Below are 13077 nucleotides of genomic sequence, written 5' to 3'. Positions count from 1 at the left end.
CGCGCAATGATACGGGGGAATGCCGGTATCAGACAAGCGCACGGGGGAATAAAAAGCCGCTTAGATCAACCTGCGCAGGGGCTGTCCGGCGAGAAACGCCTCGATGTCCTCAATCGCCTCGCGGAAGTAGATACGGTAGTTGTCATCGGCCACGTAACCCAGGTGCGGCGTCGCCAGCACGTTGGGCAGGCGGCGGAAGATATCGTCCACAGGCAGCGGTTCAACCTCGAACACGTCCAGCCCGGCACCGGCGATCCGTTGTTGTTGCAGAGCTTCTATCAAGGCCGCTTGATCGACAATCGCCGCGCGCGAGGTGTTGATCAGATACGCAGAAGGCTTCATCGCGGCCAGTTCATCGCTCCCCACCAGCCCGCGGCTGCGTTCGCTCAGCACCAAATGGACGGAGACAAAATCGCTCTGCTCGAACAGCGCCAGTTTCGACTCGGCCAGCGCAACGCCCTGTTGCCCGGCTTTTTCCGCCGTCAGGTTCTGGCTCCAGGCCAGCACCCGCATGCCGAACGCCTGCGCCACCCTGGCCATCTGGCTGCCAATCTTGCCCAACCCCAGCAGGCCCAACGTTTTGCCTTGCAGGGTGACGCCAATCGCCTGTTGCCAGGGGCCGTTATTGCGCAGCCCGGCGTTTTCCGCCACTGTGTGCTTTGCCAACCCCAGCAGCAGCGCCCAGGTCAGCTCCATCGGCGCGGCCGAACCGCTGGCGGTACCGCAAACCACAATGCCGCGCTGCTCGGCGGCGGCCAGATCGATAGACGCATTGCGCATGCCGGAGGTGATCAGCAGTTTTAACTTCGGCAAACGGGCAAGCAGCGTGGCGGTGATCGGCGTGCGCTCGCGCATGATCACCAGCATGTCGCAGTCTTGCAGGTGCACCGCCAGTTCCGCCTCATCGGTAAAATGCTGGCTCATGGCGAACACCTCGACCCGCTCGGCTATCGTCGACCAGTCCGCCATGGTGAGTGCCACCTGCTGATAATCATCAATAATTGCGCACTTCAGTTTCATCATCGGCTCCAGATAAATTGAGTTACCCCGTCGATCCTAGTACGAAAATTCACTTCCGCCAGACATAAAAAAAGCCACCTATAAAGGTGGCCTGATAGCGTCTTGCAACAGCGCGATATTATTCGCCCGGTTTGCGGCTGCGCGGACGGCGTGCCGGCGCGCCTGAGCGCGGCTTGCCGTCACCCTGAGGGCGGGCACTGCCGCCGCCACGGTTTTCACGTTGGCCGCTATGGCCGCCGCCATTACCGCTGCGCTGGCCGCCACCGTTACCGGAGCGTTGACCGCCGCCGTTGCCGCGCCCGCCACCCTGACGGCCGTTGATGATCGGCTCCGCCTTGATGCTTGGGTCCGGCTCGTAGCCTGGCAGGGCAATACGCGGGATTTCACGCTTCAGCAGGCGCTCGATGTCGCGCAGCAGTTTGTGTTCATCCACGCAGACCAACGAGATAGCCTCACCGGTACGCTCTGCACGGCCGGTACGGCCGATGCGGTGCACGTAATCTTCCGGCACGTTAGGCAACTCGTAGTTCACCACGTGCGGCAGTTGGTCGATGTCCAGACCGCGCGCCGCGATGTCGGTTGCCACCAGCACGCGAATTTTGCCGTCTTTAAAATCGGCCAATGCACGGGTACGCGCGCCCTGGCTTTTATTGCCGTGGATCGCTGCGGCAGTGATACCGTCTTTGTTCAGCTGCTCGGCCAGGTGGTTGGCGCCGTGTTTGGTGCGGTTGAACACCAAGACTTGCTTCCAGTCGCCTTCGCCGATCATCTGCGACAGCAGTTCCCGCTTACGCTTCTTGTCGACGAAGTGCACGCTTTGTTCGATCTGCTCGGACGCGGTATTGCGGCGCGCCACTTCCACCGATGCCGGGTTGTGCAGCAGCTTGTTGGCAAGCCCCTTGATTTCGTCGGAGAAAGTCGCGGAGAACAGCAGGTTCTGACGCTTGGCAGGCAGCTTGGCCAGCACGCGGCGGATATCATGGATAAAGCCCATATCCAGCATGCGGTCAGCTTCGTCCAGCACCAGAATTTCAATTTTGGACAGATCAACTGCGTGCTGGTGTTCCAGATCCAGCAGGCGACCCGGTGTTGCCACCAGAATGTCGACGCCGCCGCGCAATTTCATCATCTGCGGGTTGATGCTCACGCCGCCAAACACCACCAGCGAACGCAGGCGCAGGTGTTTGCTGTAAGCTTCGACGTTTTCGCCGATCTGTGCCGCCAGTTCACGGGTTGGCGTCAGGATCAACGCACGTACCGGACGGCGACCTTTGACCGCATGGTCATGCTTACTCAGCAGCTGTAGCAGCGGCAGGGTAAAGCCAGCGGTTTTACCGGTACCGGTCTGGGCGCTGGCCATCAGGTCACGACCTTCCAATACGACAGGAATAGCCTGGCGCTGAATTGGCGTAGGTTCGCGATAGCCCTGTTCTTCAACAGCGCGCAGAATTTCAGCACTTAAGCCGAGGGTTTCAAATGACATAAAGAGAAAAACTCCAGATCCCCCCTAACCTAAACAATGTTCGGTGCAGTTTCCTGGGAGGATGATCAGACGGGGCATTAAGCATGACCACGAGGGATTTGGCACAAACTGCAGTGCACCAGCGCGGGAGTGTAGCAGAAGTCGCACAAGAAAACGCAATTTAAGTGACTCAGAGCACAATATGCCAGGAGTTCAGCCTGGTCCGAAAAAATATCCTTAAATAAAGAGCGCCTATTGGTTGCATTTCACTCAATCCGGCATAAAGTTAATCATATGATTGATTAACTTTTGCGAGCACTGTCTATGCCGGGTAATCAAATTGCCAGCCGGGCGCGCGGCGAACAGGCGCGCCAGCAGCTGATCGCCGCCGCCATCGAGATGTTCGGCGAATACGGCATTCAGGGCGCGACCACCCGCGATATCGCCCAACGCGCCGGGCAGAACATCGCCGCCATTACTTATTACTTCAATTCCAAAGAAGGCCTCTATCTGGCCGTTGCGCAGTGGATTGCCGATTTTATCCAGCAGGCGTTCCGCCCGCTGGCCGAGGAGATTGACCGTTTCTGGCAACGGCCAGCCGCCGAGCGCCGGCCGGAACAGTATCTCGCCTACCTGAAAAGCGGGCTGCTGGCGTTCAGCGAACTGATGACCCAACCGCACACGCTGAACCTGAGCAAAATCATGTCCCGCGAGCAGCTCTCGCCTACCGATGCTTATCCGCTGATCCACCAGCAGGTGATAGCGCCGCTGCATACCAAACTGTGCCGCCTGTTGGCGGCCTATACCGGCATCGACGAGCGCTCGACCAAAATCGTGCTGCACACCCACGCACTGCTCGGCGAGGTGCTGTCGTTTCGCATCGCGCGGGAGACCGTGCGCCGGCAGGCAGGCTGGCAGCAGATAGGTGCGGCCGAAGCGGCACAAATCAGCGAGGTGCTGGCGGAACACATAGATCTTCTGGTTAATGGGCTGCGCCAGCGTTATGGCGCGTAAACCCTGCGTATTTCAAGCTACGGCGTTGTTGACTGCGTGCACTCCCCCCAGTCACTTACTTGAGTAAGCTCCTGGGGACTCACGCACTTGTCGCCTAGCCGTAACGTGAAATTCATTGGGTTTAATCTTTATAGGCAGGGAGTGTTATGAACAAGAAACGCAGTGCCATTATTGTGGCGGTTATCGTGCTGATCGCCGCCGCCGGTTACGGCTTTTGGTATTACCAACAGCAACAAGACCCACCGCTGACGCTGTACGGCAACGTCGATATCCGCACGGTGAATCTCGGCTTCCGCGTCGACGGGCGGCTCGCGTCGCTGACCGTGGATGAAGGCGATCCGCTCCAGCCGGGGCAACTGCTCGGCAAGCTGGACGACGCGCCCTACATTAACGCGCTGCAACAGGCGCAGGCCAACGTCGCCAGCGCCAAGGCCAAGCTGGCGCTGCTGATGGCAGGTTACCGCGCCGAAGAGATTGCCCAGGTGCGTTCGGAAGTGGCTCAACGCCTTTCCGCCTTTAACTATGCCGACAGCTTCCTCAAACGCCAGCAGGGATTATGGGCAAAAAACGCCACCTCCGCCGATGCGCTGGAAGATGCCCGCACCTCGCGCAATCAGGCGCAAGCCAATCTGCAGGCCTCGAAAGACAAGCTGTCGCAATACCTCAGCGGCAACCGCCCGCAGGAGATAGAAGAAGCCAAAGCCAATCTGGCGCAAAATGAAGCCGCGCTGGCGCAGGCTCAGCTGAATTTGCACGATACCATTCTGGTTTCCCCCTCAGCGGGCACGGTGCTGACTCGGGCGGTCGAGCCCGGCACCATGCTCAGCGCCGGCGGCACGGTATTCACGCTTTCGCTGACTCGCCCGGTGTGGGTGCGCGCTTATGTGAACGAATCCAGCCTGGGTAAAGCGGTGCCGGGCGCCGAACTGGAAATTTATACCGATGGCCGGCCGAACAAGCCTTATCACGGCAAAATCGGCTTTGTGTCGCCGACCGCCGAATTTACGCCGAAAAGCGTCGAAACTCCGGATCTGCGCACCGATTTGGTATACCGCCTGCGGGTGATCGTCACCGACGCCGATGACGAATTGCGCCAGGGCATGCCGGTCACCGTTCGTTTTGCCACACCTTGAGGGGGCGGTGATGGAACAGGTCATTGAACTTGAGGCGTTGGAAAAACGTTTTCCGTCGTTGGCAAAACCCGCGGTCGCCAGCCTGACCACCCGCCTGACCAGTGGTGCGGTCACCGGGCTGGTTGGCCCGGACGGTGCCGGTAAAACCACGCTGCTGCGCATGCTGGCCGGGTTGTTGAAACCCAGCAGCGGTATGCTGCGCGTCGCCGGGCTGGATCCGATCGCGCAAGATCGTCAACTGCACGCCATCCTTGGCTACATGCCGCAAAAGTTCGGGCTGTATGAAGATCTGACGGTCATGGAAAACCTGACGCTGTACGCCGATCTGCGCGGGGTCACCGGCGATCTGCGTAAACAGACTTTCGAGCGGCTGCTGACCTTCACCGATCTCACTCGCTTTACCACCCGCCTCGCGGGCAAGCTTTCCGGCGGCATGAAGCAAAAACTCGGGCTGGCCTGCACGCTGGTGGGCCAACCGCAGGTGCTGCTGCTGGATGAGCCTGGGGTCGGCGTCGATCCGATCTCGCGCCGCGAGCTGTGGCGCATGGTGCATGAGCTGGCCAACGACGGCATGCTGATCCTGTGGAGCACCTCCTATCTTGACGAGGCCGAGCAGTGTCGCAAAGTGCTGCTGCTCAATGAAGGGGAATTGCTGTTCAGCGGCGCTCCTAAAGATCTGACCCAGCGCATGGCCGGGCGCACGGTGCTGATTACGCCCCCCGCCGGCAGCCACCGCGCCCTGCTGCAACGGGCGATCTGCCTGCCTTCGGTCAGCGACGGGGTGATCCAGGGTAAATACCTGCGGCTGATCCTCAAGCAGGGCGAAGATCACCGCCAGGTACTGCAAGCGCTGGATCTGCCGGATGCCGAAATGACGGAAGCGGATCCGCGCTTCGAGGATGCGTTTATCGATCTGCTCGGCGGCGGGCCAAACAGTAAATCGGCGCTGGCGGAGATCATGCCGACCGTCGAGGGTGAAAGCTCGCAAACGGTGATCGAAGCGCAAGGGCTGACCAAGAAATTCGGTGATTTCGCCGCCACCGACCATGTGGACTTCAAGGTGCAGCGCGGTGAGATTTTCGGTCTGCTCGGCCCGAACGGCGCCGGCAAGTCCACCACTTTCAAAATGATGTGCGGGCTGCTGGTGCCGACCGAAGGCAAGGCGTTGGTGCTGGATATGGATCTGAAAACCAGCTCCGGCAAGGCGCGCCAACGTCTGGGCTATATGGCGCAGAAATTCTCGCTGTACGGCAACCTGACGGTGGCGCAGAACCTGAAATTTTTCTCCGGTGTTTACGGCCTGAGCGGCAAAGCGCAGCGCGACAAAATCAACGAGATGTCGACCGCCTTCAACTTTGGGCCGATCCTCAGCCAAACGCCGGATTCGCTGCCGCTCGGCTTCAAGCAACGGCTGGCCCTGGCCTGCGCGCTGATGCACGAACCGGACATTCTGTTTCTCGACGAACCGACCTCGGGCGTCGATCCCCTGACCCGCCGCGAGTTCTGGTTGCACATCAACGGCATGGTGGATAAAGGCGTGACGGTGATGGTCACGACCCACTTTATGGACGAGGCGGAGTACTGCGATCGCATCGGGCTGGTATATCGCGGCAAGATCATCGCCGCCGGCACGCCGGACGATCTCAAACAGCAGGTCGCCTGCGACGACAACCCCAATCCTTCAATGGAGCAGGCGTTTATCGAACTGGTGCAGGGCTACGATCGGGAGGAACAGCCGTGAGCGAGAAAGCAGCCGTGAGCGAAAAAATAGCCATGAACAAGAAAACAAACTCCACCGACGCCAGCGGTTTCTCCTGGCGACGGCTGCGTGCGCTGTGTCTGAAAGAGACGCGGCAGATCCTGCGCGATCCCAGCAGCGGGCTGATCGCCTTTGTGATCCCTTTGATGCTGCTGTTTATCTTCGGCTACGGCATCAACCTGGATTCCAGCAAGCTGCGGCTGGGCATTTTAATGGAGCAACAAAGTGAAGACGCCCGCGATCTGGCCCACGCTTTCGCCGGCTCGCCCTACATTGAACCGACCATCAGCGATAACCGCCAACAGTTGATCCAACTGATGCAGGCCGGGCGCATCCGTGGGCTGGTGGTGATCCCCAACGACTTTGACAAACAGCTGGCGCGGCCGCACGACAGCGCACCAATCCAGATTATCACCGACGGCAGCGAGCCGAACACCGCCAACTTTGTCCAGGGCTATACCCAGGGCGTGTGGCAAATCTGGCAGCAGCAGCGCGCCACCGATCGCGGGCGCGAGGATAAGCCGCTGATTGACGTGCAGATGCGTTACTGGTTTAACCCGGCGGCAATCAGCCGGCACTACATCATTCCCGGCGCCATCACCATTATCATGACGGTGATTGGCGCGATCCTCACCTCGCTGGTGATCGCCCGCGAATGGGAACGCGGCACCATGGAGGCGCTGCTCTCCACCCAGGTGACGCGCAGCGAACTGTTGCTTTCCAAACTGGTGCCTTATTACTTCCTCGGCATGATCGCCATGGTGCTGTGCATGGTGGTCTCGGTATTCGTGCTCGGCGTGCCCTATCGCGGTTCGCTGCTGATTTTGTTCGTTATCAGCAGCCTGTTCCTCGCCAGCACGCTCGGCATGGGGCTGTTGATTTCCACCCTCACCCGTAACCAGTTCAACGCGGCGATGGTGGCGCTGAATGCCGCCTTTCTGCCTTCGATCATGCTGTCCGGCTTTATCTTCCAAATCGACAGCATGCCGGCGATCGTGCGCGCCGTGACTTATATCATCCCGGCGCGCTACTTCGTCAGCACGCTGCAGACGCTGTTTCTTGCAGGCAACGTCGGCACGGTACTGATGATTAATCTGCTGTTCCTGATCGCCTCGGCGGTGGTGTTTATCGGCCTGACGGCCTGGAAAACCCAGCGGCGGCTGGATTAAGGAGGAAGTATGTTTCAGCGTCTCTGGACGTTAATCATTAAGGAAATGCAATCGCTGCTGCGCGATCCGCAGACCCGCGCCATCCTGATTTTGCCGGTTATTTTGCAAGTGCTGCTGTTCCCGTTCGCCGCCACGCTGGAAGTGACCAACGCCACCATCGCGGTGTACAGCGAAGACAGCGGCCATGCTTCGGTGGAGCTGACTCAGCGCTTCGCCAAGGCGAAAGCCTTTTCGCACGTCTTGTTGCTGCGCAACCCGCAAGAGATACAAACCACCCTCGACAACCAACGGGCACTGCTGCTGATCCGCTTCCCGGCGCAGTTCTCTCGCGATATCGCCAGCGGCACTACCGCCCCGCTGCAATTGCTGCTCGACGGGCGCAATTCCAACAGCGCGCAGATTGCCGCCAACTATGTGCAGCAGATTGTGCAGGATTACCAAAACGAGCTGATCGGCAACCGCGTCAAACCCAACAACAGCGAGTTGGTGGTGCGTAACTGGTATAACCCGAATCTGGATTACAAATGGTTCGTGGTGCCTTCGCTGATCGCCATGATCACCACCATCGGCGTGCTGATTGTCACCTCGCTGTCGGTGGCGCGCGAGCGCGAACAGGGTACGCTGGAGCAGTTGCTGGTGTCGCCGCTGACCACCTGGCAGATTTTTATCGGCAAAGCGGTACCGGCGCTGATTGTCGCCACCTTCCAGGCCAGCATCGTGCTGATGATTGGCATCTTTATGTACCAGATCCCGTTCGCCGGCTCGCTGCTGCTGTTCTACGGCACCATGCTGGTTTACGGGCTGTCGTTGGTCGGATTCGGCCTGCTGATTTCGTCGCTGTGCGCCACGCAACAGCAGGCGTTTATCGGCGTGTTCGTGTTTATGATGCCGGCGATCCTGCTTTCCGGTTATGTCTCGCCGGTGGAGAACATGCCGGTGTGGCTACAGGATCTCACCTGGGTTAACCCGATTCGCCACTTTACCGACATCACCAAACAGATCTATTTGAAGGACGCCAGCTTCGGCATTATCTGGCACAGCCTGTGGCCGCTGCTGGTGATCACCGCCACCACCGGCAGCGCCGCCTACGCCATGTTCCGCCGCAAAATGGCATAAAAAATGTCGAGTTTGATGACAAAGTTGTCTTTAAACCCGAGATACCCGGGCCTAGCGCACCGAGGGGCGCTCCGGCGGGCAAGCCGCTACGCCCCCTTCGCCACGCTCTCCCTAATAACGGGCTTTGTCAGTAGTCTGGGGCTTAACATGCTAAGCCCGGAAAACGCTGATTTTAGCGGCGGCGAGACCAAGCAATGGTGCGACGCCCGCAGCGCAGAAAGCACAGTTGACATAGGTCAATGAGCATTTCGAGCAGCGTACGGTGCAGTAGTGCGCTGTGTCGCAGCCCCGATAAAACGGATTTAGCGACGGTTGCCGAAAATACGCAGCAACATCAGGAACAGGTTGATGAAATCAAGATACAGCGTCAGCGCGCCGACGATGGCGTATTTGCGGAAGCTGTCTTTGTCATCGGCGTTCAGTTGTTCGCCCATAGCTTTCAGTTTCTGGGTGTCGTACGCCGTCAGGCCAACGAACACCACCACCCCGATATAGGTAATCGCCCACATCAGCGCGGTGCTTTTCAGCCAGATATTCACCAGCGAAGCCAGCACGATGCCGATCAGCGCCATAAACAGCATGCTGCCGAAACCGCTCAAGTCACGCTTGGTGGTGTAGCCGTACAGGCTCATCGCGCCAAACATGCCGGCGGTCACCACAAAGGTGCTGGCGATAGAGCTGTAGGTGTAAGCGATGAAAATGCTCGAAAGCGTCAGCCCGGTCAGCGCCGAATACAGCATGAACAGCGACGTAGCCACCGTGCCGCTCAGGCGGTTGACCATGCCGGAAATCACGAACACCAGCGCCAACTGAGCGATAATCAGGCCGAAGAAGGTGATCTGGCTGGAGAAGATAAAGTTGAGGATCGCGGGCGTGTTGGCCGCGTACCAGGAAACGAATGCCGTCAACAGCAGGCCGCAGGTCATCCAGCCATAAACCTGCGCCATATAAGCCTGAATGCCGCTGTTGGCACGTTCAACGATTGAACCATTAGAGCGTGGATATCGGTCCATGACGGTTACCTTTTGCATGTGGAACAAGATGTTAAAGCCCCATCTGATGGGACTCAGCCTGTAATAAGCGTACCACAGAAACGGCAACGCGGAAGCGGCAAAGGTATTGATTTGTTTCCGCTGTTTACACCCGTCGCCTTTCAAGCTGCAACGTTGTTACCTGCACTCGCTTACCCTAGTTACTTACTTAAGTAAGCGCCTGGGGATAAGCGAGCTGGGCGACTAGTTGCAGCTTGAAAGTCATAGGGTGCGACAATTATTTAGCCGCTTGATGCCAACGTTCCGCCGCCTGACGATCGCTGTCGTGCGCGTCGACCCAGCGGTCGCCCTGCCCGGTCGCCTCGCGCTTCCAGAACGGCGCACGGGTTTTCAGGTAGTCCATGATGAACTCGGTGGCGGCAAACGCCATGCTGCGGCGCGCGCTGGTCACGCCGACGAACACAATCTCCTCGCCGGGAAACAGCTCGCCCACGCGGTGGATCACCGTAGCACGCTGCAGCGGCCAGCGCCTGCGCGCTTCCTCCACGATCTCCGCCAGCGCTTTTTCGGTCATGCCGGGGTAGTGCTCCAGCGTCAACGCGCTGACGTTATCGCCCAGATTATGGTTGCGCACCTTGCCGGTGAAGGTCACGACGGCGCCGTCGTCATCGCACTGCGCCAGCCACTGATACTCATCGCCGACGCTGAATGGCGCTGCGCCAACGCAGATACGGGTATTTTCCACTGTTAACCTCCAGTTACCGGTGGAAAGAAAGCGACTTCATCGCCGGCACGCAGCGGGTGTTCTGCCGCCACCAGTGACTGATTGACCGCCGTCAGCAGCTTGCCGGACTCCAGCGCCAACGCCCAACGTTCGCCGCGTGTGCATAGCGCCTTGCGCAGCGCCTCTACCGTGGGATAGTCCGCCGGCATCGACAAGCCGCCGGTGCCCACCAGTTCGCGCACTTGCGCAAAAAACAGAATGTTAATCATAGGTCCACCTTAAAATCACCGGACTTGCCGCCGCTCTTCGCCAGCAGCCGTACCGGGCCAATCACCATATCTTTCTGCACCGCTTTGCACATGTCGTAAATGGTCAACGCGGCTACCGAGGCGGCGGTCAGCGCTTCCATTTCGACGCCGGTCTTGCCGGTCAGCCGGCAGCAGGTTTCAATGCGCACCCGGCTGTGTTCCGGTTGCGCCTCCAACTGCACTTCAACCTTGCTCAGCATCAGCGGATGGCACAGCGGGATCAGCTCCCAGGTACGTTTCGCCGCCTGAATGCCGGCGATACGCGCCGTGGCGAAAACGTCGCCCTTGTGGTGGCTGCCGTCGATAATCATCGCCAACGTGGCGGGCAGCATCTCGACAAAGGCCTCGGCGCGGGCTTCGCGCACCGTCTCCGCCTTGGCGGACACGTCGACCATATGGGCTTCGCCCGCGGCGTTAATATGGGTTAGCTGCGTCATGGATCTTATCTCTTCAGATGGGGCTGGAAGTTGCACGGGCGGTGGCGCGCGTCCAACTGCTCTTCAATAATGCGTTCCCAGGCGGTGCGGCAGGCGCGGGTCGAACCCGGCATGGCGAAAATCACCGTCCGGTTGGCGATGCCGGCCAGCGCGCGCGACTGGATAGTGGCGGTGCCGATTTCTTCGTAGGACACCATGCGGAACAGTTCGCCGAACCCTTCGACCTCGCGGTCAAACAGCGGCAACAGCGCTTCCGGGGTGTTGTCGCGGGCGGTAAAACCTGTGCCGCCGGTGATCAACACCGCCTGCACGCCTTCATCGGCAATCCACGCGGAAACCCGCGCGCGGATCAGGTATTTATCGTCTTTGACGATGGCGCGATCCACCACCTGATGGCCCGCCTCCTGCGCCGCTTCCTGCAGATAGTGGCCGGAAGTGTCTTCCGCTTCGTCCCGGCTGTCCGAGACGGTCAGAATGGCGATATGCGCCGGAATAAATTCACTGCTGGCATGACTCATTGTTAACGATGCTCCTCTTCGTTGGATGCCCAATAGATTTCAAGTTGCAGCCAATAACGCCGTGGCTTGAGATATACAGAGTATTATCCGCCGATAAACGACAGGTTCTGGGTAATGCCGGTGTTGTTCTGATGCAGGAAATGGGTCTGTTTTTTGCTCAGCAACCCGCCCTGGATACGCTGCTTCAATGCCTCGAGTTGGCCGTCGTCCGCCAGCAGATCGCGCAACGTGATGCCTTGCTCGCCGAACAGGCACAAGTGCAAATTGCCGATGGCGGAGACCCGCAGCCGGTTGCAGCTGGCGCAGAAATCTTTCTCGTACGGCATGATCAACCCCACTTCCCCCTGGTAATCCGGGTGGCTGAATACCTGAGCCGGGCCGTCGCTGCGGCCGCGGGGTTGCCGTTGCCAGCCCTGCTGCTCCAGTTGCAAACGAATCACTTCGCCGGACACGTGATGCCGGCGAAACAGCTCGCCACCGTCGCCGGTTTCCATCAGTTCGATAAAACGCAGTTGGATAGGACGGTCCTTGATCCAGTGCAGAAATGCGCCCAGTTGCTGATGATTGACGTCACGCATCAGCACCGCATTGACCTTGACCTTGCTGAACCCGGCGGCAAACGCGGCATCGATGCCGTCCATCACCTGGCGGAACTTGTCCTGGCCGGTAATGGCATGAAACTGGCGAGCATCCAGGCTGTCGACGCTGACGTTAATCGCCGTCAGGCCGGCGTCGCGCCACTGAGCGACATCGCGCGCCAGACGGTAACCGTTGGTGGTGACCGCCAGCGTTCGGATGGCCGGGTTTTCACGCACGGCGGCAATGATCTCGGTAAAATCGCGGCGCAGCGAAGGTTCACCGCCGGTAAGGCGGACCTTTTCAGTGCCCAGTTCGGCGAATGCGCGGCTGACGCGCCGGATCTCATCCAGCGACAGGAAGGTTTTCGGGCTGCCGTTAGGTTGGTAACCGTCAGGCAAGCAGTAGGTGCAACGAAAGTTACACACGTCGGTGATCGACAGGCGCAAGTAATAGAACTTACGCTCATAAGCATCAATGAGTTGCGGCACCATAACACCTTTCCAAAGTCGGGAGATGCGAGCGTTTCCACTCTGCACCCTGGTGGCTGACTTCGCCACGGCCCAAGCGCCATATTGTTCGCAGGAACAACGTAGGCCCAGAGGCTAGGAGTTTTGGTCTCAGTTCCCGCTGCTTGAATAGCCGGAACGAAACCGTGGTTTTCACCAGAATACTAGCGCTAAATAAACGCGATAGCCAACTCGCAATTTCGCTATATAATTGTGTATACAGCGTTTTTACGTGTCTGCAAGTCTGGTTAACCATGATAAACGCCCCTTGCGCAGGTGAATTGACCAGAATCACGCAAATGACACTCTTTTTCGCGTTTTTACGCCAAATCCGCTACTT

The 13077-nt window shown here is 59.1% G+C and carries 13 protein-coding genes and 1 riboswitch; of the genes, 5 read left to right on the top strand and 8 right to left on the bottom strand.

Annotated features, from left to right (window positions below; genetic code table 11):
• Positions 1 to 60 precede the first annotated feature (60 nt).
• Positions 61 to 1020, bottom strand: a complete 960-nt coding sequence (locus SERAS12_RS06600; protein ID WP_013811972.1) for a D-2-hydroxyacid dehydrogenase family protein — start codon at positions 1018 to 1020, stop codon at positions 61 to 63.
• 118 nt (positions 1021 to 1138) lie between these two features.
• The gene (gene rhlE, locus SERAS12_RS06595; protein ID WP_013811971.1) at positions 1139 to 2503 is read right to left on the bottom strand and encodes an ATP-dependent RNA helicase RhlE; all 1365 of its coding nucleotides are present in this window, start codon (positions 2501 to 2503) and stop codon (positions 1139 to 1141) included.
• 303 nt (positions 2504 to 2806) lie between these two features.
• On the opposite strand from rhlE, the gene cecR reads away from it, so the two are divergent.
• From cecR to SERAS12_RS06570, 5 genes are all read left to right on the top strand, one after another.
• The gene (gene cecR / locus SERAS12_RS06590) at positions 2807 to 3496 is read left to right on the top strand and encodes a transcriptional regulator CecR (protein WP_013811970.1); all 690 of its coding nucleotides are present in this window, start codon (positions 2807 to 2809) and stop codon (positions 3494 to 3496) included.
• 146 nt (positions 3497 to 3642) lie between these two features.
• On the top strand, positions 3643 to 4629 hold the full coding sequence (hlyD, locus tag SERAS12_RS06585; RefSeq protein WP_013811969.1) for a secretion protein HlyD: 987 nt from the start codon (positions 3643 to 3645) through the stop codon (positions 4627 to 4629).
• A 10-nt stretch (positions 4630 to 4639) separates the two neighbouring features.
• Positions 4640 to 6370 (top strand): ATP-binding cassette domain-containing protein, encoded by a 1731-nt coding sequence (locus SERAS12_RS06580; protein ID WP_013811968.1) that lies wholly within the window; start codon positions 4640 to 4642, stop codon positions 6368 to 6370.
• Positions 6371 to 6402: 32 nt separating this feature from the next.
• Positions 6403 to 7557 (top strand): ABC transporter permease, encoded by a 1155-nt coding sequence (locus SERAS12_RS06575; protein ID WP_041416545.1) that lies wholly within the window; start codon positions 6403 to 6405, stop codon positions 7555 to 7557.
• Positions 7558 to 7566: 9 nt separating this feature from the next.
• The gene (locus SERAS12_RS06570) at positions 7567 to 8673 is read left to right on the top strand and encodes an ABC transporter permease (protein WP_013811966.1); all 1107 of its coding nucleotides are present in this window, start codon (positions 7567 to 7569) and stop codon (positions 8671 to 8673) included.
• Positions 8674 to 8975: 302 nt separating this feature from the next.
• Here the strand turns inward: SERAS12_RS06570 and SERAS12_RS06560 are convergent, their stop codons facing one another.
• The 6 genes from SERAS12_RS06560 to moaA form a co-directional block, all read right to left on the bottom strand.
• A complete protein-coding gene (locus SERAS12_RS06560) occupies positions 8976 to 9686 on the bottom strand; it encodes a Bax inhibitor-1/YccA family protein (RefSeq protein ID WP_013811965.1) in 711 nt (236 codons plus the stop codon).
• Positions 9687 to 9942: 256 nt separating this feature from the next.
• Positions 9943 to 10410, bottom strand: a complete 468-nt coding sequence (gene moaE, locus SERAS12_RS06555; protein WP_013811964.1) for a molybdopterin synthase catalytic subunit MoaE — start codon at positions 10408 to 10410, stop codon at positions 9943 to 9945.
• Positions 10411 to 10412: 2 nt separating this feature from the next.
• Entirely contained in the window at positions 10413 to 10658 is a 246-nt protein-coding gene (gene moaD, locus SERAS12_RS06550) for a molybdopterin synthase sulfur carrier subunit (RefSeq protein WP_013811963.1), read from the bottom strand.
• Positions 10655 to 11134 carry a cyclic pyranopterin monophosphate synthase MoaC gene (moaC, locus tag SERAS12_RS06545; protein ID WP_013811962.1) on the bottom strand — a complete coding sequence of 160 codons (480 nt, stop codon included), beginning with the start codon at positions 11132 to 11134 and terminating at the stop codon, positions 10655 to 10657. Before moaC ends, moaD begins: the two co-directional genes overlap by 4 nt.
• Before the next feature lie 5 nt (positions 11135 to 11139).
• Positions 11140 to 11652: a molybdenum cofactor biosynthesis protein B gene (gene moaB / locus SERAS12_RS06540; RefSeq protein ID WP_013811961.1), complete on the bottom strand. Its 513-nt coding sequence runs from the start codon at positions 11650 to 11652 to the stop codon at positions 11140 to 11142.
• An 83-nt stretch (positions 11653 to 11735) separates the two neighbouring features.
• Positions 11736 to 12722, bottom strand: coding sequence for a GTP 3',8-cyclase MoaA (gene moaA / locus SERAS12_RS06535; protein ID WP_013811960.1), 987 nt, complete (start codon positions 12720 to 12722; stop codon positions 11736 to 11738).
• Positions 12709 to 12852, bottom strand: a riboswitch (molybdenum cofactor riboswitch). It overlaps the preceding gene by 14 nt.
• Positions 12853 to 13077: the final 225 nt, after the last annotated feature.

Source organism: Serratia sp. AS12 (assembly GCF_000214195.1).
In the GTDB taxonomy this organism is placed as follows: Bacteria; Pseudomonadota; Gammaproteobacteria; order Enterobacterales; family Enterobacteriaceae; genus Serratia; species Serratia plymuthica.
This window is presented reverse-complemented; position numbering and strand designations above follow the sequence as displayed.

Coding starts and splice junctions, on each gene's coding strand:
- SERAS12_RS06600 (WP_013811972.1), bottom strand. CDS start 1,020: ATGAAACTGAAGTGCGCAATTATTGATGATTATCAGCAGGTGGCACTC.
- rhlE (WP_013811971.1), bottom strand. CDS start 2,503: ATGTCATTTGAAACCCTCGGCTTAAGTGCTGAAATTCTGCGCGCTGTT.
- cecR (WP_013811970.1), top strand. CDS start 2,807: ATGCCGGGTAATCAAATTGCCAGCCGGGCGCGCGGCGAACAGGCGCGC.
- hlyD (WP_013811969.1), top strand. CDS start 3,643: ATGAACAAGAAACGCAGTGCCATTATTGTGGCGGTTATCGTGCTGATC.
- SERAS12_RS06580 (WP_013811968.1), top strand. CDS start 4,640: ATGGAACAGGTCATTGAACTTGAGGCGTTGGAAAAACGTTTTCCGTCG.
- SERAS12_RS06575 (WP_041416545.1), top strand. CDS start 6,403: ATGAACAAGAAAACAAACTCCACCGACGCCAGCGGTTTCTCCTGGCGA.
- SERAS12_RS06570 (WP_013811966.1), top strand. CDS start 7,567: ATGTTTCAGCGTCTCTGGACGTTAATCATTAAGGAAATGCAATCGCTG.
- SERAS12_RS06560 (WP_013811965.1), bottom strand. CDS start 9,686: ATGGACCGATATCCACGCTCTAATGGTTCAATCGTTGAACGTGCCAAC.
- moaD (WP_013811963.1), bottom strand. CDS start 10,658: ATGATTAACATTCTGTTTTTTGCGCAAGTGCGCGAACTGGTGGGCACC.
- moaC (WP_013811962.1), bottom strand. CDS start 11,134: ATGACGCAGCTAACCCATATTAACGCCGCGGGCGAAGCCCATATGGTC.
- moaB (WP_013811961.1), bottom strand. CDS start 11,652: ATGAGTCATGCCAGCAGTGAATTTATTCCGGCGCATATCGCCATTCTG.
- moaA (WP_013811960.1), bottom strand. CDS start 12,722: ATGGTGCCGCAACTCATTGATGCTTATGAGCGTAAGTTCTATTACTTG.